The 25,190-nt window shown below is 34.2% G+C and carries 18 protein-coding genes; 15 read left to right on the forward strand and 3 right to left on the reverse strand.

Annotated elements, in window-relative coordinates:
- The first annotated feature begins 70 nt into the window (after window positions 1-70).
- The 6 genes from BM319_RS23095 (at window position 71) to BM319_RS23120 (ending at window position 6,606) form a co-directional block, all read left to right on the forward strand.
- Complete coding sequence (locus BM319_RS23095; RefSeq protein WP_069033017.1) at window positions 71-253, forward strand: hypothetical protein; 183 nt, start codon at window positions 71-73, stop codon at window positions 251-253.
- A gap of 77 nt (window positions 254-330) precedes the next feature.
- Window positions 331-675 carry an SdpI family protein gene (locus tag BM319_RS23100; RefSeq protein ID WP_091023754.1) on the forward strand — a complete coding sequence of 115 codons (345 nt, stop codon included), beginning with the start codon at window positions 331-333 and terminating at the stop codon, window positions 673-675.
- Window positions 676-1,268: 593 nt separating this feature from the next.
- Window positions 1,269-3,209 (forward strand): PhoX family protein, encoded by a 1,941-nt coding sequence (locus BM319_RS23105; RefSeq protein ID WP_091024877.1) that lies wholly within the window; start codon window positions 1,269-1,271, stop codon window positions 3,207-3,209.
- 851 nt (window positions 3,210-4,060) lie between these two features.
- On the forward strand, window positions 4,061-4,366 hold the full coding sequence (locus BM319_RS23110) for a hypothetical protein (protein ID WP_069033020.1): 306 nt from the start codon (window positions 4,061-4,063) through the stop codon (window positions 4,364-4,366).
- Window positions 4,367-4,637: 271 nt separating this feature from the next.
- The gene (locus BM319_RS23115) at window positions 4,638-5,282 is read left to right on the forward strand and encodes a formylglycine-generating enzyme family protein (protein WP_175403462.1); all 645 of its coding nucleotides are present in this window, start codon (window positions 4,638-4,640) and stop codon (window positions 5,280-5,282) included.
- A gap of 424 nt (window positions 5,283-5,706) precedes the next feature.
- Complete coding sequence (locus BM319_RS23120; RefSeq protein ID WP_091024879.1) at window positions 5,707-6,606, forward strand: DMT family transporter; 900 nt, start codon at window positions 5,707-5,709, stop codon at window positions 6,604-6,606.
- 425 nt (window positions 6,607-7,031) lie between these two features.
- On the opposite strand, the gene gltP is transcribed toward BM319_RS23120, so the two are convergent.
- Window positions 7,032-8,318, reverse strand: a complete 1,287-nt coding sequence (gene gltP, locus BM319_RS23125; protein ID WP_091024881.1) for a glutamate/aspartate:proton symporter GltP — start codon at window positions 8,316-8,318, stop codon at window positions 7,032-7,034.
- Window positions 8,319-8,472: 154 nt separating this feature from the next.
- Between gltP and BM319_RS23130 the strand changes: the two genes are divergently transcribed.
- The 3 genes from BM319_RS23130 (at window position 8,473) to bcaP (ending at window position 12,423) form a co-directional block, all read left to right on the forward strand.
- Window positions 8,473-9,753, forward strand: coding sequence for a sensor histidine kinase (locus BM319_RS23130; RefSeq protein WP_286143890.1), 1,281 nt, complete (start codon window positions 8,473-8,475; stop codon window positions 9,751-9,753).
- A 5-nt stretch (window positions 9,754-9,758) separates the two neighbouring features.
- Window positions 9,759-10,676 (forward strand): response regulator, encoded by a 918-nt coding sequence (locus BM319_RS23135; protein ID WP_069033025.1) that lies wholly within the window; start codon window positions 9,759-9,761, stop codon window positions 10,674-10,676.
- Window positions 10,677-11,010: 334 nt separating this feature from the next.
- Window positions 11,011-12,423 (forward strand): branched-chain amino acid transporter BcaP, encoded by a 1,413-nt coding sequence (gene bcaP / locus BM319_RS23140; protein WP_069033026.1) that lies wholly within the window; start codon window positions 11,011-11,013, stop codon window positions 12,421-12,423.
- Between the two features lie 652 nt (window positions 12,424-13,075).
- Here bcaP and BM319_RS25175 read toward each other — a convergent pair.
- Window positions 13,076-13,210 carry a hypothetical protein gene (locus BM319_RS25175; protein WP_286143891.1) on the reverse strand — a complete coding sequence of 45 codons (135 nt, stop codon included), beginning with the start codon at window positions 13,208-13,210 and terminating at the stop codon, window positions 13,076-13,078.
- Between the two features lie 143 nt (window positions 13,211-13,353).
- On the opposite strand from BM319_RS25175, the gene BM319_RS23145 reads away from it, so the two are divergent.
- The 5 genes from BM319_RS23145 (at window position 13,354) to BM319_RS23165 (ending at window position 19,270) form a co-directional block, all read left to right on the forward strand.
- Window positions 13,354-13,566, forward strand: coding sequence for a hypothetical protein (locus tag BM319_RS23145; protein ID WP_286143892.1), 213 nt, complete (start codon window positions 13,354-13,356; stop codon window positions 13,564-13,566).
- A gap of 260 nt (window positions 13,567-13,826) precedes the next feature.
- Window positions 13,827-14,162: a TM2 domain-containing protein gene (locus BM319_RS23150; protein ID WP_091024883.1), complete on the forward strand. Its 336-nt coding sequence runs from the start codon at window positions 13,827-13,829 to the stop codon at window positions 14,160-14,162.
- A gap of 5 nt (window positions 14,163-14,167) precedes the next feature.
- Window positions 14,168-14,563, forward strand: a complete 396-nt coding sequence (locus BM319_RS23155; protein ID WP_091024885.1) for an NINE protein — start codon at window positions 14,168-14,170, stop codon at window positions 14,561-14,563.
- A 723-nt stretch (window positions 14,564-15,286) separates the two neighbouring features.
- The gene (locus BM319_RS23160) at window positions 15,287-17,188 is read left to right on the forward strand and encodes a fibronectin type III domain-containing protein (protein ID WP_139226565.1); all 1,902 of its coding nucleotides are present in this window, start codon (window positions 15,287-15,289) and stop codon (window positions 17,186-17,188) included.
- Window positions 17,189-17,815: 627 nt separating this feature from the next.
- Window positions 17,816-19,270, forward strand: coding sequence for a DUF1254 domain-containing protein (locus tag BM319_RS23165; protein WP_091024889.1), 1,455 nt, complete (start codon window positions 17,816-17,818; stop codon window positions 19,268-19,270).
- 179 nt (window positions 19,271-19,449) lie between these two features.
- Here BM319_RS23165 and BM319_RS23170 read toward each other — a convergent pair whose 3' ends face one another.
- Window positions 19,450-20,337 (reverse strand): LysR family transcriptional regulator, encoded by an 888-nt coding sequence (locus BM319_RS23170; RefSeq protein ID WP_175495672.1) that lies wholly within the window; start codon window positions 20,335-20,337, stop codon window positions 19,450-19,452.
- A gap of 368 nt (window positions 20,338-20,705) precedes the next feature.
- Between BM319_RS23170 and BM319_RS23175 the strand changes: the two genes are divergently transcribed.
- The gene (locus BM319_RS23175) at window positions 20,706-24,866 is read left to right on the forward strand and encodes a S8 family serine peptidase (RefSeq protein WP_091024893.1); all 4,161 of its coding nucleotides are present in this window, start codon (window positions 20,706-20,708) and stop codon (window positions 24,864-24,866) included.
- Window positions 24,867-25,190: the final 324 nt, after the last annotated feature.

Here is a 25,190-nt window from a genome sequence, read left to right on the forward strand (position 1 = left end):
AAATGGCAGGTTAGTTCAATAAAAAATCACATAATTATGGTAAAATATACCAAAGAGGTGATGGGAAATTATGAAAAAGAATTATACAGTTTTCTTTTTGTTATTGTTTGTTGCATCTATTGCTGGGGGTATGGCACTTAAAGATTATTTAGATTATTCAATGATTATAGGAGTTGGATTAGCTATGATATTTCTTTTTGCTTCAGTTTATTCTCTCGGAAAAAAGAATAGGGATAATAACTTTAATAACTAAATAGTTTATGCAATTAACGCAGTGCCTTAGTTGTATATCGGTAGGGGTTCATAATTTTACTAAATAGGGGTGAGAAAGTGGATAATATATCTTCATATTTTATCAGTTTATTAATTCCTTTTCTTATGGTTATTATTGGAGTTGTAAATAAAGTAAGGGCTCCCAAAAAAATCAATCATTTTTATGGTTATCGCACTTTTCGTTCTATGGCATCACAAAAAGCTTGGGATCATGCTCAAAAATTGTTAGGTTATTATTCCGTTAGATTTGGCATCTGTAATATTGCGATTGTGATATTACTTTTGTATCTTTTACCTTTTTCAGTGGATGTAGTTACGTTTATTAATATGGGGTTAAGTATAATTTTTTTATTTATTCCTATTTTCTTTATCGAAAAAAATTTAAAGAAAAACTTTCAGTAACATAACTTAGATTTTAAAAGTTCTTATTCAACTAAAGCATGCGATAGTTACATAAGAATATTTAATTTACTTGGTAAATAATTTCAATATCTCCATCGACAAAGCCTATGCCTATTGCCTCTACACTCTTAAGTATATGTCTATACGTTCCTTCTTCAAGGTAGCGTTTATTAGTAATGTAATGTAACTTTTTCCTTCTTCCCAATCTTGAATTTCACTTGTTCTTTTAATGAAACAAAGATTTTCACATGTTGTAAAAAAGTCAGTACACGCCCAATTTGGATCTTCTTCATCAAATTCATCAGAGCCAATTAGCTCTATATCATATGTATCTTCTGAACCCTCATATAAATTAAAATTGAATGCCTTAATTCCAGTTGGAATGTTTTTCTCTAAAACTTCATTAATGGTCCACTTTTAATTTATGAAAGATAAAAAACTTCTGTTTGTCACATGGACGATTGTCAGATTCACTTCACCGTAATTTACAAAAACTAAAAGAAATATTTACAATATTACTAAATTAAAATGAAACACTCCTACTATTCTAATCTTGTTAAATAAATTTTAGAAAAGATCCAAGGAGGAGAATTATGAAAAAAGGACGTTTGACTAAAAAAAGAGCAACGATAGTATTAGCACTAGCATTAACGATTCCCGCTGTAATGCCTGTTTCGGCCATGGAAAATAAAGGACATGTAACGATTGATTCTGTAAAATTTAATGGGATGGATGCACCAAAAACTATTGATAAGATGGTTCAAACCTATTCGAACGCATCTCTGGAAGTAAAATATAGTAATGGTGAAGTAAAGAATTTCCCGCTTTCATATAACAGGCTTTTCAAATCTGAAGATAAAATCGCAATGAACAATGGAGAGTTAATTCCAGCTGGTACACCAATTGATGTGAACGGGAAGCCGATTGTTGATAACAGTGTACCAGGAAACTCTACATATTTTGTATCTGATGCTCCCGATTCCAATAGTCTGTTAGACCCTATTGGTGGGAAGATTTATATGGTCACCCATTATGAATATCAAACATTTGATGCCGCTGGTAATTCTGCTTATGGAATCGTTCCTGCTTCGATGTCATTATCAACTATCGAGCAGGATAAGAATTCAGGCAAACTCACTCCTAAAAGTGTAAAAAAAATTGATTTCTCTAGCGTAAACGGTCTTTGGATCCCTTGTAATGGTTCTCTATCGCCTTGGAATACCCACTTAGGTTCTGAAGAGTATGAACCGGATGCACGTAGTTTTGAACTAAATCCAACCTCATCTGCAAGGACTTCCGTTGAAAGCTTTGCCCAGCTCTATTTTGGGGATAAATTAAAAGCAAATCCTTATTTCTATGGATTTATTCCAGAAATTAAGGTAGATAATCATGGAGCAGCTTCCGTTTCAAAACACTACAGTATCGGCCGTTTTTCTCATGAATTAATGAAAATGATGCCTGATAACCGCACTGCTTTCTTTGGTGATGACGGTTCCTACACAACGATGTTTATGTATGTAGCCGATAAAGAGAAGGATCTTTCTGCTGGTACACTTTATGCCGCGAAATTCCATCAAACCGGGACGGAAAATGGCGGTTCCGGAAACCTGGAATGGATTAATTTAGGACATGCTTCCGACGAAGAAATAAAAGCAATAATTGATAGAGGCGTGAAGTTCAGTGATATTTTCGAAATATCTGAAGGACCTAAAGAAGGATTCAAAGCGATTAAGCAATACACATATGGAAAAACAGAATACCTAAAAGTAAAGCCTGGAATGGAAAAGGCCGCAGCATTTTTAGAATCCCGTCGTTATGCAGCGATGCTTGGTGCTACCTCCGAATTTAATAAAATGGAAGGTGTTACTTTCAACGAAAAAGATAACAAAGTGTATATTGCCATTTCTGACCAAAGCAATGGTATGCTTGAAAATGCTAGTGATCCTTCCGATGATATAAAACTGCCAAAAATTAAATCTGGTGTTACCTATCAATTGAATTTGACAGGTGATCAAAAAGACAGAAGCGGACAAAAGATTTACAGTCAATATGTGGCAACCAATATGCTTGGATTAATTAAAGGTGAGGATCTACCTGGTCCAGATGCATATGGGAACACAGCTAATGTGGGGAAAATAGCGAATCCTGACAACTTAAGCTACTCAGAAGCACTAAGAACATTATTCATTGGTGAGGACAGCAGCATGCATACAAATAACTTCGTATGGGCTTATAATGTTGACACTAAAGAATTATCAAGGATTTTATCGAATCCTGCAGGAGCAGAATCAACAGGTTTGTCTGCCATCGATAATCGTAATGGATTCTCCTATATTATGAGTAACTTCCAGCATCCAGGTGATGAATTAGAGGGTAAAAACATTACAGCTGTCAATAAAGCTGAATTAATAAAAGCAATGGAAACTGAAATCGGTATTGATCGTACAGGTGGCGTAGGCTATATTTCTGGTCTGCCATCAGTTGAAGACCTGCTAAATACGAATAGAGATGTGAACAGCATCTTTAAAAAATAAACAAGTAATAAGCTATTGCAATAGAATATAAGGTTTAAACTCCGGTGTTCAATGAATACCGGGCATGATAATTTAATTGTAATACTTGTACTCTGTAATTGACAGTGTAGGGGTCCCTGGTTCAAGTCCAGTTGGGATCATAAAGAATAAAAGGCTCAAACCTAAATGTTTTAAGGGTTTGGGCTTTTTCTTTGTTTTCAATTACTTCTATTTTTTGTTATGAATAATATTCATTGCACAAAGACTGCACAGAAACTTCACGAGTACTTTAATCTAAACCAAATTTCTCTTCGAATCGATCAGCTGAATTCTTCTGCATTTCTTCATTGGAATGTGAGTAAACTATATAATTCAAACAAGGAGACCCTACCGGTCTTTTCATTTAGAAGAAGAGTATGGTGTACAAACGATAACAAGTAAGGAAACCAAATGCCGATGTAGGGAGTCGGATAGCAGCGTAGTACCTATGAAGTTGGGAAATGCCAATGGAGGAAAGGCTGCTACCAAAGTATCACCCTTAATAGGGACACATTTACTACACACAGAGGTAGAATAAATGGAAACAAAACTATTAAGGATAGTAGAATTAGCAATTTTAAGATTGCTACATTCTGTGAATGATAACTTGGAGGAGCCGTGTGCATTAATAGTGCAAGCACGGTTCTGAGAGGGGGGGAGTTCAATTTACCGCAAGGTAAAAAGACTCCATTCTACTCGACTAGTTTTACAACATTTAGAGGGTAATCATTTGATTATCCTCTATTTTATTAAAAAGGACTAATTGACTGTTAAAAAGAATAATAAGAAGAAGGTACTTGAAAAGTTTTAAATTTGATGAGAGGTGGAGATTCGTGAAAGTACACGATTGTCCTAATTGTAATACAAATAGTAGAGAATGTATTTTTGTCATCCAAAATGCTCCGAACTTATCGGAAGAGATATTAAAGTGCAGTATTTGTTCCTGGATCGGCAAGTGGTCTGACATGACAGTGCGGGAGGTCAAATTACCGGAGATTCCAGGTGGGATAGTGATCCCTGGTGTTGAACCTATTACTGATTATTATGTACTTCATTCAGATCAAATTAGAATTACTTATACAGGAGGGTGTTGTCCTCATTGTGGTGGAACTGATCCTTTATGTTGGTGCATGATGTAATAAACGATTAGGGCCCCAAACTTGGTAAGCATTATTAACTTTATAACACATAGATAATAAATATCATATTGAACTTGCGTATGCGCTTGTTGTATAACGAATATGCTGATTTGCAGACTTTCTTATTTTACTAACGGATTTTTATCTATAAAAAACCAACGTAATTTTTGAATTAATCTTATAGTTCTTAACGAGGTGATTTTTATTAAATCATGATCATTAGGAGGAAGACAGAGTGTCAAATGAAATTAAGAGTTATATTGACTATCAAATGGTAAAAATTCCAGGGGGAAATATAGAATTAAGAGACGATAGAATAAAAAGTAAATGGAAAACTGAAATAAGACCATTTCTTCTTGCCCAGTATCCTGTAACTATGGGGATATACAATACTATAACAAATACATCACTTAATACTTTTGTCAGCGATCTAAAACCAGTTGTGAATATTTCTTGGAATGATGCAATTTCTTTTTGTAATCTACTTTCACATAAAGCAGGACTGAAAGAGTGTTATTCAATAAGTAATGATGGTGAAAACATATATTGTGATTGGGAATCAGATGGCTATAGACTTCCTACAGAAGCAGAGTGGCAATATGCGTGTAAAGCAGGGACGACGGGTTATAGATACGGTGAACTTGATAAAATTGCCTGGTATAATGAAAATTCTGGAGATAAAATACATGAAGTAGGAAAAAAGGAAGCGAATGCATGGGGTCTGTATGATATGTTAGGAAATGTTTGGGAGTGGTGTTGGGATTTATATGATGAACAGGTCTATGGATCATATCGAATTTTTCGAGGTGGTAGCTGGGCAGAGGTAGCAAGAGGTTGTGGCGCTTCATGTCGTCGTCGTAGCCATCCGTCATTTTGCATAGACGACCTTGGATTCCGTCTTGCACGGTCTTTTTAATTTCCTGAAAGGAGGGGAACAGTTATTAGTTAATGCTTAAACGTTCTTATGCAACTGATATGAACGAAACTGTCAAACCACCAAACCAAAAAGGTTTTAATTTAGAGATTTTTCATTTTTTAGACAGACTTAGATTAAGACTACCAACCTAGAATTTAAAAATTAGATTTTCTAAGTCTGTGAATGACAACTCTATAATAGTAGATTTTTTTGTATTATGTCTTAATAGCTTGGCACGAAGGCAAATAAATTAACGGAAATGTGAGTTCTTGTTCAACTAAAGCAATGCGATACTTCAATAGAAGGTTGCTTTTTAATTGTACTAAAAAGCAAATTATTGAAAGAAATGAATCGAGAATCTTTTGAACTACTTTAGTTTGATTTGTTACAATTACTGGAGGAACAGTAGGAAGAGGTAATATTAATGATAAAATTTATGTATATGTTTTGCTTGATTGTATGGGGACTTAATTTTATTGCTGTAAAAATTCAAGGAACTCCAATAAGCTTGGAATTATCCTTAACTTTTCGACTAGTTATGACAGCCTTTTTATTTTTAGTTCTTGTTTTGTTCATTCGCCCAAAGGGTAGACCAACAATAAAGGATCTCCCCTTTGTAATGGCATTTGGTATATGTAACTTTGCATTAAGCTATCTGTGTCTTTATTACGCTACAATTTTGAGTTCTGCAGCAATCGTAACACTGGTATTTTCTTTAAAAGTGATTTTAACTCCGATTGCTCTCCGGATTTTTTTAAAAGAAAAATTACATTCGCGAGTTCTAATTGGAGGTATTCTTGGTGTAGTGGGAGTGTGTATTCTAATTTATCCTTCACTGGAAAATTTTCAAGGGTTCCATGACATAAAAGGAATTATTTTCGCTTTCCTAGGTACTCTCCTAACAGCGGTTGGTGACGCCTGCTCGGCAAGAAATGCAAATCGCAAGGTTGATCCCATTTATGCAAATGCAATTGGATTTACGGTGGGCAGTTTATTGATGGGAGCAATAATACTGTTTCAAGGGAAAGAAATTATTATTTCAACTTCTTTTACGTACTTATCTGCGTTGCTATATTTAACGCTGGTCGCTTCTTTTGCTGCATGGTTATTCTATTTGAAGCTAGTAGAAAAAATTGGAGGAGCTCAAAGTGGCTATATGGTCGCCCTTTTCCCCGCAATTGGTGGAGTAGCCTCTGTTTTAATCGGTGAGTCTGATCCATCAGTGTATTTGATTGCTGGTTGCTTATTTTGCTGTATTGGCGCCGCGATTGCATTAGGTTTTGGAACGAGAAATCAGAATATGAAATTGCCTATACAGGGTTAACTAAGGCTTTTCTTGTGTAACTAATGTATTGCTTTAGTTATATAACGGTGGAAAAGACTTCCAACAAGTAAGGTGAATAATTAATACAATACATAATAATTTTTATATAATAAAGTACAGTTACATTTTTCTTTTTTACCAATATCACCTATTTTTTAGGGAAACTCTTTATCCTACGAGTTTCTCTTTTTTGTCAGTCTAAACATAACAATTTTAATAGATAAAAAGAGCCTGTATCGAAAATTACTTGGTATTTGAAGATACAGGCTTTTAATTTCAACGATTAATAGTTATATATATTAGTTGATTACAAGAAGTAGAGCTTGATCTCATTTTAAAAAAGAGAAGGCATAAGAAATGTAGTCAATGCCTGCAATTTAGTAGTCAGTGAAACTAGGTCTACTCAATTATCTTGTTAAGAAAGATTATGCTACATTTGTTTGCTTACCGGAATCAAGTGATTTAATATAAGCTTGCGCTTTTTGTTTATCGAATTGACCTTCTGATTTAGAAATAACAACTGCCGCAAGCGAGTTACCTACGACGTTAACTGCTGTTCTCGCCATATCTAAAAGACGGTCAATACCTGCGATAAACGCTAATCCTTCTACCGGAATTCCAACTGTACCGAGCGTTGCCAACAATACAACAAACGACACTCCCGGAACCCCTGCAATTCCTTTAGATGTTACTATCAATACAAGTACTAATGAGATTTGGTCGCTAATCGATAAATCAATACCATACATTTGTGCAATAAAAATGGCCGCTAATGCTTGATATAACGTAGAACCATCTAAGTTGAAAGAATATCCTGTTGGGATAACGAACGATGTGATTCCTTTAGGGCATCCAAATTTCTCCATTTTATTCATAATACGAGGTAAAACAGTCTCAGAACTAGCCGTTGAATAAGCAAGGATCAGTTCATCTTTTAATAACTTAATAAAATGAATAATGTTAATGCCTGCCCATCTTGCAACAAGTCCTAAAACAACTAACACAAAGAAAATCATCGTTGAATAAACAAGAATCGTTAACTTACTTAATGGGATCAGTGATTGGACACCGAATTTTGATACCGTTACACCAATTAATGCAAATACACCAAATGGAGCAAACTTCATGATTAGATTTGTCACATAGAACATTGCTTCAGCTGTTCCCTCGAAAAACTTTATGACCGGTTTTCCTTTTTCACCGATCGCTGCCAAACCTAGTCCGAATAAAACAGAGAAGAAAATAATGGCTAACATGTTTCCTTCTGTCATTGCTGAAATGATATTTGGTGGAACGATATTGACGAAAGTTTCAGCAAAACCGTGGCTTTTCGTCATTTCGGTTGTTTGTATATAGCTTCCGATATCTGTTTTCTGTAATGATGACATATCAACGCCGCTACCGGGATGAAAGATATTTGCCGCTAGCAATCCAACAAGAATGGCAATAGTTGTGATGATTTCAAAATATAGAATCGTTTTACCACCGAGTTTACCAAGCTTTTTCATATTCCCAACGCCGGCAACACCGACAATTAAGCTTGAGACAACAATAGGAATAACAATCATTTTGATTAAACGAATAAAAATATCTCCAATCGGTCTAAGGTATCCTTCAATATTTGGATTTCCATAAAAGGCAGCTCCAACTGCGATACCTAAAATGAGACCAATTACAATCTGCCAAGCTAACCCGAGTTTTAGTTTTTTCATCCCATACACCCCTTCAAGGTTATTAAGAATATAAATGTAAGCGATTCCACTCGAAATCATACCGAATCATACAAAAACCTACAAATAAAAAATAAAAAATAAATAATTTTCTCACAACTATTTCAATTTTCCAAAGGTTTGAGTAAAATGTTTAATGTTTGGAGGTGTCGAACTGAAGGAACGAATTTTAGCAGTTGTATTTTTGATGATAACCGTTCCGCTCGCTGGAGAGTTTAAATTCTATCCGTTCAATGATGCTTTCCGTGTCAGCCTGGGGACTCCGGCATTTTTCTTATTTTTGTTATTGGGAAGGGTCATTCACCCGAATATTGCAGGAATTTTGACTGGGACAAGTGTGTTTGTATTTCGTTTTTTTTTGGCGGTCCTAATCAGTGGTATACCAGTTGATGAGGCATTTTACAGTCATTTTCCGGTACTCTTTTATTACGTGGTGTTCGCTTTCATCTTTCATTTTACTAAGATGAATGAGCAGCATAACAAGCCATTTATGATAGGGTTACTAGGAATGGTCATAGAAATTGGTGCAAGTTTAGTTGAAATGGTGATTCGATACTCTATAGCTGATAAAATGATTGCATTTCACTCAATCGAACAGATTATCTTTATCGCGTTTATTCGAAGTTTTTTCGTACTTGGCTTTTTTAACATTTTTAAACTGAGAGAATCAAAATTGGCAGTGGAAGAGCAGCGTAGACAAAACGAGCAAATGCTGTTGTTCATTTCGAATTTGTATGAGGAATCGGTACAGCTTAAGAAAACAATGCAAAATGCGGAAGAAATCACCCGCATAAGTTATGATTTTTATCGTAGGTTGAAATCGGAAGTTTCTCATGTCCATTTTTCCCAAACCGCACTGCAAATTGCAAGTCTCGTGCATGAAGTAAAAAAAGATAATCAGCGAATTTATGCTGGACTATCACAGTTGATTTCTACTGAAAAGCAAGAGGACTACATGGGAATTGAGTTATTGAGTAACATTATTCTTGTTTCCAATAGACGGTATGCAGAGTTATTGAATAAACACATTTCGTTTTCTATGCACCTCGAAGGGGAACATCCGCCATATCATGTCTATAGGGTATTATCTTTGATCAATAACTTGATCGCAAATGCGGTGGAAGCTATTGAGCAAGAGGGACATGTATCGTTGTATGTCATTCGAAGAGACTGGATTGTAGAATTTCATGTTAGTGATAATGGACCAGGTATTGCACCGAAGTTTAAAGAAGTCATTTTTAAAGAGGGGTTTACATCTAAGTATGATGCTTCCGGCAATCCTTCTACAGGAATTGGACTTTCATATGTGAAACTAACCGTGGACAAGCTTGGCGGACATATTAAGCTAAAAGAAAGTCATAATGAAACAGTATTTGTCATCGAGCTTCCAATTAATGCGATGATACAGAAAGGATAAATCAAATGAATTATTTTATAATAGACGATGATCCAGCTATTAGAGCGATGCTGATAGACATGATTGAGGATGAGGATTTAGGCAAAGTGATGGGTGAAGCAGAAGACGGATCATTGGTAGATAATGACTTGCTTGCGCTCAAAAAAGTAGACGTAGTACTTATTGATTTACTGATGCCAAAGAGGGATGGAATTGAAACAATTCGTGTTCTTTCTTCTGAATTCAAGGGGAAATTCGTGATGATTTCGCAAGTAGAGGCAAAGGAGCTCATAGGGGAAGTATATAGTTTAGGAGCAGAATACTACATCACTAAGCCGTTAAACCGCATTGAAATATCAGGAGTGTTAAAAAAGGTTAACGAACGGGTGATTCTGGAAAAATCAATTCGAGGCATACAAGAATCGTTAACTTTATTAAAAGGTCATCAGTCGCCACCATTCGGCTCGTCTCATACAAAAAACATAATCGAAGCCGGCCGTTCATTGATTTCGGATTTAGGGATTATCGGAGAAAGCGGTAGTGAAGACTTGATGAATATTTTAGAATTCCTGCAGGACCAAAAACAAAAGTTTGGATCCTTCTACATCTTACCGTCTCTAAAAGACATATTTTATGGATATGCAAAAAAAACGCTTGGAGAACAGGCTACCGAGGCGGAAATACAAAAAGAATCGAAAGCCTCCGAACAACGGGTTCGCAGAGCTATTTACCATGTGCTCATCCATATTGCCTCATTAGGATTAACAGATTACACGAATCCAAAATTCGAAGCGTATTCATCCACATTTTTCGATTTCTCGGAAGTCCGAAAGAAAATGTTAGAGCTTGAAGGTAAAAGTGAAAAAAGCAATAATCAAAGCCGAATCAACATGAAAAAATTCATTCAATCGCTCTATTTAGAATCAAAGCAGTTGGTGGATTAGCCAATAAATTTGTTTCTTCAAATTGCAGGTAGTGTAAAAGTATTGTAGTCAGGTTGTAACAAGGGTACGGATATTAAGCTAATGCTGTCTTTGTTTATTCAATATTAGAAAAGGATATGAATATAGTCTTTCTACACATTTTCTGAATATTTTTCTTTGTTGAAAAATGCTTTGTGTAGTTACAAATCGTATGATAAGATAAAAATCGCGTTCAATTCAAACAATTAAATTTTTATGGTTTTAGTTGTCTGAATTTTCTTTTTTCGCAAACAACTATGAAAGTACTAAATAATTAAAATTGGAAAAGTAGCACAAGAATTTAGAGGAGGTTTTTATGAATTTATTTCGAAAAAAATCAGTATCGAGTGGATTATCTAACAGTTCACTTAATAAAGTTTTAGGTGCATTTGACCTAACAATGCTAGGAATAGGTGCAATTATTGGTACCGGGATTTTCGTTCTAACTGGTGTAGCAGCAGCAGATTATGCTGGTCCAGCACTTATACTTTCATTTATAATTGCAGGTTTAGCCTGTACATTTGCTGCATTATGTTACTCTGAATTTGCATCAATGATTCCTGAGGCAGGCAGCGCATATACGTATAGTTATGTCGCATTCGGTGAAATTGTGGCATGGATTTTAGGTTGGGATATGGTACTTGAATATGGACTGGCTTCATCAGCTGTAGCTAGTGGATGGTCTGGTTACTTCCAAAGTTTATTATCAGGTTTTGGAATTCATTTCCCAACAGCATTAACAAGTGCATTTGATCCTTCTAAAGGAACTTTTATAGATTTACCAGCAGTTCTTATCGTATTATTAGTTACATTCGTTCTTACTAGAGGTGTAAAAGAATCTGCAAAACTAAACACTGTAATGGTAATTGTTAAATTAGCAGTAGTAATTCTTTTCATCGCTATAGGTGTTTGGTATGTTGAGCCAGGAAACTGGACACCGTTTATGCCAATGGGATTCTCTGGTGTAACAGCTGGAGCTGCAGTTGTTGTTTTTGCTTACTTTGGTTTTGATGCAGTAGCTACTGCTGCTGAGGAAGTAAAAAATCCTCAACGTAACTTACCAATCGGTATTATTTCTGCATTAACAATTTGTACAATCTTATATATCGTTGTTTCCTTAATTCTTACGGGTATCGTGCCGTTTGATCAACTTGGTGTTAAAGATCCTGTTGCTTTTGCTTTATCATTTATCCACCAAGATTGGGCAGCTGGTTTCATTTCACTAGGTGCAATAATTGGTATTACTACAGTTTTAATCGTAATGATGTTTGGACAAACACGTTTATTCTACTCAATCAGTAGAGATGGTTTACTTCCGAAAAAATTATCAAAAGTTAATGGTAAAACTCAAGTACCGGTTGTAAGTACATGGGTAACTGGTGGATTAGTTGCTGCATTTGCTGGTTTAATTCCATTAAATAAACTAGCTGAATTAACAAATATTGGTACATTATTTGCCTTCTCAGCTGTATCACTTGGCATTTTAGTCTTAAGAAAAACTCATCCCAACTTAAAACGTGGATTTAAAACTCCTTGGGTTCCTGTTGTTCCAGTATTAGCAATTTTATTCTGTGGATATTTAATGTTCCAACTTTCAGCATTTACTTGGAAGGGATTTGTAGTTTGGTTAGTAATAGGTTTAGTAATTTACGCTACTTACGGTTATAAAAACAGTAAGTTAAATCAGAGTGATAGTATAGAAGAACCACAAATAAAGCTGCATAAATAAAAATTGGGCTACCCCTTAAGTTAAGAGAACTGACTTTTGGGAAGCCCTTTTAAATACAAAAAATCACCTATTACTAAGTGGATTGCACATACTTCCTATGCAAGTTCTTTCCGTCATAACAAAATAAAACTGTTTTCCCTTCAAATTAATTCCAAAATGTATTGGTCGTCTCCATAGCTGATTAATATAAGCTAATCACAGACATTTTCCCAACTCATATCACTGATTTTTTATTCCTTGCCTTGTTTTTGGAACATGTATATATCTTCTTGTGTTCTTTCGAAGATTTGAGTATTTGGTAATATTATTTTTCGGAATTCCATTTTGTATTTGGAAAATCTCAAGTTTATGGACAACATTACTGCCTGTCTTATGACACTAAGGAAAGGAGATTTTTCGATGAACTCCACCAAACTATGAATATAAACAAATTACAGATGTAACCGATGAAGTTATTAAAAAATTTTTTCAATTTGACTTTCTTCAATAATTTTTAGAAGAATTGGTATCTGCATGTATTGTTTTCCAATCGTCTTTTTTAGTTGAGTAATCAATAACTAATTACAATATGCACCCTACCTCAAAATAAACAATTACTTTTCAATTGCACAGAAATTGCACGGACATATTAGATTCAATAGAAATAAACGAATTACAATGAATAAAATTTCATCACCCATTGATTTACTGGACTTAATTGAACTAAAATATTCATAATTACTGGATAAGACTCGTACTCTGTAATTGACAGGGTAGAGGTCGCTGGTTCAAGTCCAGTTGGTATCATACTCAAACCTCTTGTATATCAAGAGGTTTTTTGTTTTATAACAGTATCCGATTTATAAGGAAACAGCTTTTTGGGGCAGAAAAACTTTATTTTATCATCCTTAATAGGGATACATTTACTACACACAGAGGTAGATATAACAAATGGAAACAAAACTACTAAGGATAGCAGAATTAGCAAAATCTGATCCTAAAATGCAATTTACATCGCTTACACATTTACTAGATAAGCAATCATTAGTTCAATGCCACATTGAATTACCAAATAAGAAAGCAACTGGGATAAATGGCACAACGAAAGAGCAATACAGTGGCAATCTCGAAGAAAATCTAGAGGATTTAGTAAGTAGAAGGTAAAAAGACTCCATTCTACTCGACTAGTTGAATTAGAAAAATAAGAGCCTGTATCTATAATTACTCGGTAATCATAGATACAGGCTTTATCTTTTTGGTAAATTTGTAGACTATATTTATATTTAATAAATGGCCTTCTCTTTTTTGACATAAAAATGGGTTTAATGAAAAATATTTATTTATTTTTTTAAAACAAGACAAAATGTTACATTTTTAGTGTATAATTTACAATTGTATTAAAATTTGGTTAAAGGGGGATTTTTATGTCTATCTTACAAAAACAAGATCTATCATCTGAGGATTTACAGCTTTTAAGTTCAGAAATGACTAAGAAGAAGAAATCATCTGGAACAACTTGGTTATTATGGTTATTTTTAGCTAGTTTAGGAGGGCACCGTTTTTATTTAGGTAAAACAGGTTCTGCTGTTGCTATGTTATTAACATTAGGTGGATTAGGAATTTGGTCATTAATTGATTTATTCTTAATCAATGGTATGATCAAGAACACAAATGAAAAAATTGAAAATGAAATCATTTCAGAAATTCGTTTAATTAAAAACGCTAAGAAAAATTCAGAAATCGCTTCTACAAAGGAATAATTTTCATGAGTCATTTCAAAAGTAATCTTAATAAAAAAGATCTTACTTTAGAAGAACTTGGTTTTTTAGAAACAGAAATGTTGAAAAAAATGAAAAGTAAAGATGCTGCCTGGGGTTTATGGGCTGGTCTTCATTTTTTTGGAGCACATCGTTTTTATACTGAAGACTATAAATATGGTGGTGCAATGTTTATTTCCATGATTTTACCTTTAATTGCAATTATTTTTTTATTATATACAGGTACAATTAATATATTATTTTATATTTTTCTATGTTTTACAGCATGCTCCTTATTGTGGAGCTGGGTAGATGCATTCTTCTTGAATTCAAGAATAAACAATTTCAATGAGACTGTTGAACAGTCTATTTTAGATCATATTCGAGCAACTAGAAATGCTTAATATGAAAGAACAGGGCAAGAAAAAAATTGTCTAGATCTAATTTTAAAAATGATAGATAAATAAAAGGACATTACATATTTGAACTGCACCCCAATTGTTAGACACCACTAACATTGGGAGGTGCAGTTTTTTTATGGTCAAATATACTTTAGAACTAAAATTAGAAGCCGGTTTATTTTACAGAGTCATTTCATGAAATTGAGGTAGGTGATGGAGATGTTCAAATTGTTCAAGTTTGGATGGTATCCATTACGAACTAGAAGATGAATTTGTTTTAAAAAATGGATGATCAAGTTTTGAAGATTTATTAAAGGAAATTGATCCAGATTTAATTGATTTTCATCGAAAAAGTATAATTGATTGAGGAAGAAACAACTTTTTTTACTTTTTTATAAACTATCCTTTATGCAACTACCATGGGAGTACTAAATAAACTTCCAACTTCCATTAATAGGTTAGAGAAGAGTGGGGATTAATTCGAAAAGGAAAGAAACCCCCACAAGAATTCGCGAGTGGGATGTATAGGTAATTTAAACTAAAATCATTAAATTTCACCATGACTCCAAGGGTTCCCGAGACTCTCGAAACCAAACATTATATATAGAAAAAAAACGGAAAAATGAGAATTTTACACCATACAAAACTTTCGTAGTGTAAAATGAGAATGCTACGGATAAGGAAATTTTATCCAAATTACACATAGAGGAGAAGGAGTGGTTGGTTTTGAAGAAAGTTGTGAGTGCGTTTGTGGTTATTTTGATGTTGATGTTTTCGTTTCGCGGGGTGACCTTTGCGGAGGAAAATACAATTGAAAATGGCGTGCCGATCACAAACCAAATTGCAAAAGGAGCAACACAACGTTTTGAGTTCTCAACAACAAAAGACGGAGAAGTGTACATTGTTTTAGACAAAACAGTAGGATCCTATAAGGTATCGTTACTCGATGAAAATGAGAATGAATTGGAAAGAAACTGGACAGGCGGATCAGGTGATGATGCCTATATTTCGGTGGAAGTACCAATTGGAACCTACACGATTCAAGTTGAAGAAGAAGGATATACAAATGTTTCTGCGCCAAGTTATCGTTTAAAAGCGACATACGCGGCAAGTTTCACTAGAAATGCAAAAAGTTTTGAAAGTAATGACACTCCCGAAACGAGCATGACTGTTCCAAATGGGGAGTTTGTCTCGTCAACTGCTGAAACAGAGCTAGATAAAGACGTGTACCAATTCATTAGTACAAAAGACGGTGAAGTCTATCTTGCGCTGGATCAAACAAAAGGAAGTTATCGTATAACACTTAGCGATGTGAATAAAGAAGAGTTAGATGATGAATACACAGATGGTTCTGGTGATTCAGGGGTGATTCAATTAAACGTCCCAAAAGGGAAATATTATGTCACAGTTGAACCAAGTGATTTGAGCGGACTAACGGCTGGTACTTACCGATTAAAAACGACTTACGCGTCGTCTTTCACACGTAATGCAACAAGTTTCGAACCGAATGACACGGTCGAAACAAGTCTGCCGATTACATCAAATGTGAGCTATTCTTCGACTGCTTATTCGATAGATGACCGAGATATGTATCAGCTAACGAGTAATAAGGACGGTATCGTATTATTATCTTTAGATAAAACCATCGGTTCGTACTGGGTAGAGCTGCTTGATCAAAACAAAAATCGGATTGATTCAGAGTACACAGACTATTCTGGAGAGAACTTAAACCTGGAATATAACTTACAAAAAGGGACGTATTATGTAGCAATTCAACCTAATGATTTCAGCGGGATCACATCAGGTTCTTACCGCATTAAAGCAACGTTTAATGATAAAACGCCAAGCATTGATGCGTTATACGATCTCGACAATACTGTAAAAGGTTCAGCTGTATCGGGTACAAAAGTAATTGCTGTAGTTGGAAGTACAAAACTAGCTGAAACAACCGCAAAAGATGGAAAGTACAGCATGACGATTCCTGTACAAAAAGCAGGTACCGTTATTGGAGTATACGCAATCGATGGTATAGGGAATAAAAGTACAACGAAAACAACGACTGTTGTGAATGCAACAATCAAAGCAGGATCGAGTTCTTACAATAGTATCAAAGTGAGTTGGAACCAAATGCCATTAGCAAGTGGCTATGAAGTATACCGTTCTACATCAAGTACAGGAAGTTACACGAAAGTAGCAACGGTTACAAGTGGTTCAACAATGAGTGCGATCAACACAGGTGTCACAACTGGTTCAACGTATTACTATAAAGTACGACCTTACAATGTTGTAAATAATGCAAAAGTGTACAAATCTTATAGCCGTGTGGCGAGTGGAAAAGCGATTCCAGCTACACCATCTGGATTGACTTCGAAGAAAGTGAGTTCGTCTTCAATGACACTGTCCTGGAAAAAAGTTGACGGGGCAAGTGGCTACAAAGTGTACCGCTCAACGAGTGCAACTGGAACCTACAGTGTTGTCGGGAAGATCACAAGTGGGATTACGGTTAGTTTCACGAACAAATCGTTGAAAACAAAAACGACGTATTACTATAAAGTAATGGCGTATCGAACAGTAGGGAGTACGACTGTTAATAGTAATCTTTCGCCGATTCTGACGTATAAAAACTAAATGAAAAGAGTCACTCGAAAGCCGAGTGACTCTTTTAGAATTTATGTGATGAAAAACAATTGAACAAAAAAAGGACTACCTAATGGTATTGATTGTTTTAAACAATCGCTTCCGTTTCAGGTTGCTTAAGGCACTCACTTTCTAGAAATTTTACTTTTGAGTCAAAACGTTCGACTAAAAAGTCGTTACATTCGTCAAGGGTAGAGAAATTTCGAGATTCTAGCATTGCGAAATAATTAAATTGGTTGGAAAAGTCGCTTTTTCGAATTGAAACAACTTTTGTAAGTGATTTACTCTAGCTGGGGAGGAAGGTCGAGCGATTATGGTGCCATTATAGAACCCAACAATTACCCAGATCATTCACTAGCTATTAAGAAGTAAATTATGATTTTAAATCGTGATGATTATTTTACAATGAGCAAGCAATCAAAACTCCTAAATTTGAAAATTAGTCTAAAACGCTATCTACTTAAAGATGGCGTGTTTTTTTTATATTAACCGATTATAGCAATAGATTTCATAAAATCAGAACACTAGTTAAAAATTAAACAATACAAATTAATTATCAGAAAATTTAAAATAAAAATATGAACGCTTGTTCAAAAGTAAATCAAGGAGGATTTTTGTATGTCAAAACGCAAATTGATTCATGCATCAACGGTTCTTGCTTTATTTCTTTCATTCGGGTCTGTTATGTCTTTTGCATCTGCAAAAACAAATGATTCAATTAAAAGAGAAACCAAAAACACAGTTATCTCAACTAAATTATCAGTGAAAGCGAATACTGATATTACGTCGCCTGAGGAAAATCTTGGATATAGTCTAGGAACTCAAGCCTTTATTTATGGGTATCCTTTACTCACGTTGGAACGTACGAAACAACTAAGAGCCACTACTCAATCAAAAGATTGGTTATTATTAAATAAATTTCGATATAGCGAAACATTAGCGACAGCAGATGAGAAAAGTGCAATGGCTCCAAACAATGATACTTTATATTATGATGCATGGTTAAATCTTTCTAAGTATCCCGTTATGATAAATGTACCGGATACAAATGACCGTTACTATAGTATTCAACTAGTTGATGCTTGGGACAACACATTTAACTATATTGGTCGACGTACGACAGGGACAAAAGTTGGTCACTTTGCAATTGTATCGCCTAATTGGAAAGGTGCATTGCCAGAAGGGGTTACAAAGATTCAAGCACCTACTGATCACGTTTGGGCTTTAGGACGAATATTCGTAAAGAATGATGATGACTTAGCAGAAGCAGTTAACTTAGAGAAAAAGTTTACAATTACGAAATTAAACGGGAAGGATCCAATATTTAAAGAACGTAGGAATGATTTATTAACGAGTTCAAAAGTGGAAGCGTTGTCAGCAAAAGAATTCCTAAGATTAATGAATGAAAATATTCTTAAGAACATGCCATCTCAAGAAGAGAATACTTTATTAGATCAATTTAAAGAAATTGGTATTGATTCAACTGTAAAAGATTCATTAAAAAACATTAGTCAAGATACATTAAATGGAGTGGACAGAGCGATTAAAGATAGCATGGACATCATTAAATATAAAACTCAACAGCGTGCGTATACAAAAGATTGGCGTTTTAGTTTTGATGGTGGTGTGTACGGTCATAACTATTTATTAAGATCGGTTATTGCATATAATGGTACAGTTGCAAATATACCTGAAGAAGCGCTTTATTCCAGTACTTTAGTTGATAGCACAAATACTCAATTAAATGGAAAAAATAAGTACGTACTTCATTTTGATAAAGGTAGATTACCAGATGTACAAGCATTTTGGTCGCTAACTATGTATGGTACAGACTTTTTTCTAGTAAAAAATCCAATTAACCGCTATAAAATTGGTAATTTTTCTAATGAAATAAAATACAATCCTGATGGGTCACTAGACATTTATATCCAACACGATTCACCGAAAGGAAAAGAAGCCAATTGGTTACCAGCTCCAGAAGGTGACTTTAAATTAATTATGAGATTTTATCAACCTAGTTTTAATGTGTTAAACGGAAGTTATAAAATGCCTTCTGTCCAAAAAATAGATTAATAAACTCAGTACCGACATTTTCACAATACGTAAACTTAAAATATGGAGAGGGATGTTCCCAGATTTTTAGTTAATTGATAAAGCTTTGAATACTAGTAATCAAGCATTGCACAGTTTATAAAACAACATTTTAGAAAAAAAAAACAGCCCCCAACTTTTTATGAGGGGGTTGTTTTAGTTTATTCTATTTCTTTTTTTAGTAATTGAAGAAATCTCTTTGTGATACTTGAAACGGGTTTATTGTTAGCCTGAATATACCATATAGGATTTGGATTAAAATTAGGTAATTCAATTGGAATTGTGAACATCTTACCGGTCAATACATTTATATCTGAATCTAAAGTCTTATCATATGTTAATGTGATTGCCAAACCTTCGATCACAGCTTTTTTTATTATTTCTGTGTTAGTAGCAGAAAAGAGAATGTTAACCTCATCAAAAAATAAGTCAAATATTCGCTTTACGTGCGTACCGTCATATAAAGCAAATTTCTCATTAATTAAATTTTCCGGGGTAAGTGATTCATAACTTCTTAACAGAGAATCCTTACCGACACATATACATAGGTTACCTTCATAAATTTTTTTATAATTAATATCTACTTCACTCTTTAGCTGAAATTCATTGATCGGAAGTAATCCTAAATCAGATTTACCTGACTTAATATTGGCCAATACTTCCATCGGACCCATTTCATACATATAGACATCAATTTCGGGAGATTCTCTTTTAAGTTCTAATATTGAATCAAATATTATATTCGTCACGCTCGGTACGTAAGCTATTTTTAATATAGTTTTCGATAAGTTAGCTTGAATATTTATCTCTTCTTTCATTTCTTCGTATTTAGATAAAATTTCAGCTGCTTTTCTAATAACAACCTGTCCTTCCTCAGTCGGAATTGTCCCAGTTTTAGTCCGTGTAAAAATCTTTAATCCCCATTCTTTTTCCATTTGAGTAATGAACTGACTGATTACAGAAGGAGAAGTATGAAGTTTCTCTGCAGTTTTTATGATTGATTTTTCTTTCGCAACCTCTATAAGATAGTTAATTTTTTCTAAGTACATCTTGATCCTCCGGGTAGTTTGGGAATTCCATACAGCATTTAATTTTTTATTATACATGAGAAGGCAGAATATTTGTTGAATTTCACAAAATTTGAATTGGTAATTTTTATTAAAAATTATTATTCTGCAAAACAAAATTCTCTTCATAAACTTATCAATTCAATAATTTTTTTTTTACGATTCATGTCCCACATGGAATTTCGTGAAATTTAAATACCAATTAAATAATCCCTATTATGCTTGAATAAGCAGAAAATTTAAAATTATTATAGGCAAATAAATTGTCTAAATAAGGAACTATTTCTGATAGATTACTAGAAATATGTTTTCAGGGTATAAAACTAAAAAAATGGGGGTAAGAGAAAGGTATGAGAAAAGCACGGAAAAGTAAAATTTCTAAAAGTGTTGCAGTTTTTGCATTAACTTCAAGTGTAATGATTGGGGCATTTGGTCATGTATCAAATGTTACAAAAGCAAGTAGTATCACGAATGCTGATAATATGCTTGCTAATTTAATACCAGCTCAAAGAGCAGCAATCAACCAACTTTCTACAAATGAACAAACGGTACTTAATATTTCTTCCCAAATTGATTTAACATCAACAAATCAAACATCTGTCATTGTTGAATTTTCAAACAAACCAGCTAAAGTTGCACAAATTGAAGCAAGTGTAGCGGGGAAAGAACTTTCAAAATCTGAAGCAGAGGACTTAGTGGATAAAGACCACGAAACATTTAGCCAAGACGTTGGGAAAGTATTAGTTAATGATAATAATAAAAAAGTAGATTACAAGATAAATCATTCATACAAAAATGCATTTAACGGTGTGTCAATGAGTTTACCAGCAAACCAAATTAAAAACTTGTTAAAGTCAGATGCAGTAAAATCGGTATGGAGTAATGAGAAATTTACGATTGATCCACCAGCTGAATCAAAGTCTGAACAATTAAAAGCAGATGAAGCAAATGTTTCCAATTATACTCCTTATGACGCATTAGATCGCTTACATAAGGAAGGGTATACCGGAAAAGGAATTAAAGTAGGGATATTAGATACAGGGATTGACTATCATCATCCAGACTTGAAAGATGCATATAAAGGTGGATATGACTTTGTTGATAATGATAATGATCCAATGGAAACCACCTATGCTGATTGGGTAAAAGCAGGAAAACCTGGTACTGCAAATGGAGCAGACTACTATACAGAACATGGTACCCATGTAGCAGGAATTATTGGTGGACGAGGTATATCGGATAGCGAATACAAAACGGTAGGCGCTGCTCCTGAGGCGGATCTTTATTCTTACCGAGTTCTTGGTCCGGGTGGTAGTGGTACAGCTGAAGCAATTATTGCTGGAATAGATCGAGCAGTAAAAGATGGTATGGATGTTATCAACATGTCATTAGGGAATACATTAAATGACCCACTTTATGCGACATCGGTAGCTGTTAATAATGCAGTATTAAGCGGTATAACAACTGTTGTTGCAGCAGGGAATACAGGCGATAAAATGTATACAGTAGGATCGCCAGCCGCTGCAGCTTTACCTATAACAGTAGGAGCATCATCAATTGCTTTAGATATTTTCCAATATGCTGGCGTACAAAATGGAGCGAATTATTCTTTAAGACAGTTAGCAAGGAATTATGCAGACGATTTAACAACATTAAAAGGGAAAAGCTATCAACTTGTTGATGTTGGACTAGGTAATACATCCGACTTTAATGGGAAAGATGTTAACGGGAAAATTGCATTCATTAAGCGTGGCTCAATTGGATTAATGGATAAGATTAAGAACGCAAAAGCAAAAGGTGCTATTGCTGTATTAATGTATAATGATGAAACAAATAAAGCGGAAGGCCCAATCCAATCATTCCTTGGAGAATCTGTAGATGCAATTCCAGCATTTTCCGTTTCGAATGCAGATGGTTTAGCAATCTCAGCCGCATTAAAATCAGGTAAATCTGATTTCACTTTTGGTGACTATACAAAGTTAAAAACAAATGGTGATGAGTTAGCTACTTTTAGTTCAAGAGGACCATCTCGTGTAAATTATGATATTAAGCCTGAAGTAACTGCACCTGGTGTATCGATTCTTTCAACAGTTCCATTCTTTGTAAATAATAAAGTAGCGGATGGATCAAAACCAGAAGATTATAAATATGCTTATGAGCGCTTATCTGGTACTTCAATGGCATCACCTTATGTAGCAGGTGTTTCAGCTTTATTATTACAATCTAATAAGGACTTACAACCAGAAGATGTAAAATCTATTTTGATGAATACTGCTGATCCATTATCAAAAGATTATAGTGTATTTGAAATAGGTAGTGGACGAGTTGATGCATATGAAGCAATCCACTCAAATGTCGAATTAGAAGTAATTGATCAAACACCAACAATTATTAATGGGAAGCAAAAATCGATCAAAGAAATAACAGGTGGAATGAGCTTTGGCTCAATTGGGTTTGAAAATCAAGATATTACAGACTCTCGTAGCGTTATTTTGAAGAATCGTAGTGAAAAAACAAAAACATTTAACGTAAATGTAAAATTTCAAACTGGATTAAGGGGATCTAAAGATGCTGCAGCAAATGGAGTAACATTGTCTGGTCCTACATCCGTTAAGTTAAATGGAATTAGTCAAAAATCAGTTAAGTTCGACTTGAATTTTCCTAAAACGGCTGAAAAAGGAACATATGAAGGTTATGTAACGTTTACGAATACTGCTGATCCAACAGAGCAATACCAGATCCCATTTGGAGGACGAGTTGTAGAAGAAGGAATTAAATCATTTAAAATAGATAATCCATTATTTGGTGTTGATACGATTTGGCCAGCAAATGCAAATCCCAACCTAGCGTTCGAGTTTTCATTAAAAACACATATGAAAACGTTAGATGTTATCTTACAAGATGCAAAAACTGGTGAAGACCTTGGGCTAGTTGGTTCCTATCAACCAATTACTTTAAATGAAGACCAAGTTTACACTAATTTCAATGGCTTTAATTCTTACTACTATCCATTTACTGGTGACCAAAAAAATCCGGTTAGTAATGAACCAGTAATTGCAAAAACCGGACATTATAAATTAAGACTTGTAGGAAGTGACGAAAAAGGGAAAACATTCTCTGCTGCATCAGACTTCATTTTTGAAGCTGGAGCTCCAAAAATGACGACTAGCTTTGATTCATTAGATCAAAAAGTAATTGAATATGACGATAGTCAGTTTGATGCAAATGGACAATTTTTATATGATTTTAACATTCATTTATATGATCCAGAAACGGATGAAGCGAATCGCTTAGGTATCCCAGTAGATCAGTCAAGTAATTCAGTTGTTTCGTTTTACAACGGTCCGCGTCCTGCAAATCCAATTCATACTGATATAAATGGCGATTACCATGATAAGATCCTTGTGAAGAAACAAGATAAACCTTTAGAAGTATCATTTTATGGTTTTGATGCAGCAAGAAACTTTAATTTAAATGCTTCAAATAGGTACAGAGTTGCTTTTGTTGACAAGTCATTACCTTACTATTATTTAAAGGCAAATAAACAGAGTATTACAAATGGAGACACAGTAAATTTCACTGTTCGTTCAAATAATGTGAAAAACTTAAAAACAACTAAAATTACGATTCCTGTAATTAACGGTGAAGGTTCAATTGATAATGTAGTTGTAAATGATGCGGTGAAACAGTATGGTGATGCAAACGTTTCATATACTACTACCCCTTCTGGATCAAAAACCTTATATACAATAACGTTCAATTATTTAGGTAATAAAACATTACCGGAAGATTTACAACTCTTTAACTTTGATGTAAAAACTGCCAATATCTATACGAAAGCTGTGCCTTATGATTGGTTTACAATGAGTGCATCTACAATTGATCAATCGAATGTCACAACAAATGGAGTATATGCTTTCATGGAAAGCTTTACGTTTAAACCAACATATTCTAGATTAGATGGTGCAATCAAAGCTGAGGGATTCTTAAATCCAGTAACTGGTAGTGAAAACTATGCACTTGATAAAAGTAAAATAGGAGCTAAAGTAACCGTTACTTCGTATGACGGTAAAACAGTTGTGGAGCCTACATTAAATAAGGATGGTCAGTATATTGCAAATACACTGAAAGTTGACGAAAAACCTTATACATTAAAAGTAGATATTCCAGGTCACTTTACAATGAATAAACAATTTACTTTATATGACGAAGTCCGTGGCGAAATGGTAGGAAAGAGAATAAACTACAATTTATCAACAGCTGCTGCAGGTGATGTAAATAAAGATAATGTCATTGATATTTTAGATGCATTAGCTGTACAAACGTTTTGGGGTACAAATAAAGCAACTGCAGACTTTAATTTTGATAAAGTAGTAGATCAAAAGGATATGGCCTACATTATTAAAAACTTTGGATTACAAAATCCAAGTGTAGAAAATGCACCGAAACCAAAAACGACATATAAAGGAGCTACTTTAGATAGTATTTTAAGTCAATTAGGTTTGGAGTAAAGAGTTTAATATTTTAAAAAAAGCATCCTCAATTTCAGAGGATGCTTTAAATTTGCAGAAATTGTGATGCATTGTTGAATTCTGTATTTTTGCTGACATTTAAATAAAGTTGCTAGTCCCTCCCGTCACAAAAATATTTTTCTAAATAAATCATTACTTTATCTAGAATTTCACGAATTTTAAATACCTGTTAAATTTTTCGTTTAACAAATAACTATGCAGAAAATTTAAACTAATTATAGACAAAATATTTTGTCAAATTTAGTAGTTTCTAGTACTGATTAATAGACTACTAGTGTTAGTGATTTATTCGTTATTACTAGA

Origin of the sequence: Bacillus sp. UNCCL81, assembly GCF_900112535.1 — a bacterium.
Taxonomy (GTDB): Bacteria; Bacillota; Bacilli; order Bacillales; family Bacillaceae_G; genus Gottfriedia; species Gottfriedia luciferensis_B.

Excerpts from the sequence above, each read along its gene's own strand:
- BM319_RS23130 (WP_286143890.1), top strand. The coding sequence starts at position 8,473 with ATGTTTGGAGGTGTCGAACTGAAGGAACGAATTTTAGCAGTTGTATTT.
- BM319_RS23105 (WP_091024877.1), top strand. The coding sequence starts at position 1,269 with ATGAAAAAAGGACGTTTGACTAAAAAAAGAGCAACGATAGTATTAGCA.
- BM319_RS23170 (WP_175495672.1), bottom strand. The coding sequence starts at position 20,337 with ATGTACTTAGAAAAAATTAACTATCTTATAGAGGTTGCGAAAGAAAAA.
- BM319_RS23145 (WP_286143892.1), top strand. The coding sequence starts at position 13,354 with ATGGAAACAAAACTACTAAGGATAGCAGAATTAGCAAAATCTGATCCT.
- BM319_RS23095 (WP_069033017.1), top strand. The coding sequence starts at position 71 with ATGAAAAAGAATTATACAGTTTTCTTTTTGTTATTGTTTGTTGCATCT.
- BM319_RS23115 (WP_175403462.1), top strand. The coding sequence starts at position 4,638 with ATGGTAAAAATTCCAGGGGGAAATATAGAATTAAGAGACGATAGAATA.
- bcaP (WP_069033026.1), top strand. The coding sequence starts at position 11,011 with ATGAATTTATTTCGAAAAAAATCAGTATCGAGTGGATTATCTAACAGT.
- BM319_RS23165 (WP_091024889.1), top strand. The coding sequence starts at position 17,816 with ATGTCAAAACGCAAATTGATTCATGCATCAACGGTTCTTGCTTTATTT.
- BM319_RS23135 (WP_069033025.1), top strand. The coding sequence starts at position 9,759 with ATGAATTATTTTATAATAGACGATGATCCAGCTATTAGAGCGATGCTG.
- BM319_RS25175 (WP_286143891.1), bottom strand. The coding sequence starts at position 13,210 with ATGATACCAACTGGACTTGAACCAGCGACCTCTACCCTGTCAATTACA.
- BM319_RS23150 (WP_091024883.1), top strand. The coding sequence starts at position 13,827 with ATGTCTATCTTACAAAAACAAGATCTATCATCTGAGGATTTACAGCTT.
- BM319_RS23175 (WP_091024893.1), top strand. The coding sequence starts at position 20,706 with ATGAGAAAAGCACGGAAAAGTAAAATTTCTAAAAGTGTTGCAGTTTTT.
- gltP (WP_091024881.1), bottom strand. The coding sequence starts at position 8,318 with ATGAAAAAACTAAAACTCGGGTTAGCTTGGCAGATTGTAATTGGTCTC.
- BM319_RS23155 (WP_091024885.1), top strand. The coding sequence starts at position 14,168 with ATGAGTCATTTCAAAAGTAATCTTAATAAAAAAGATCTTACTTTAGAA.
- BM319_RS23120 (WP_091024879.1), top strand. The coding sequence starts at position 5,707 with ATGATAAAATTTATGTATATGTTTTGCTTGATTGTATGGGGACTTAAT.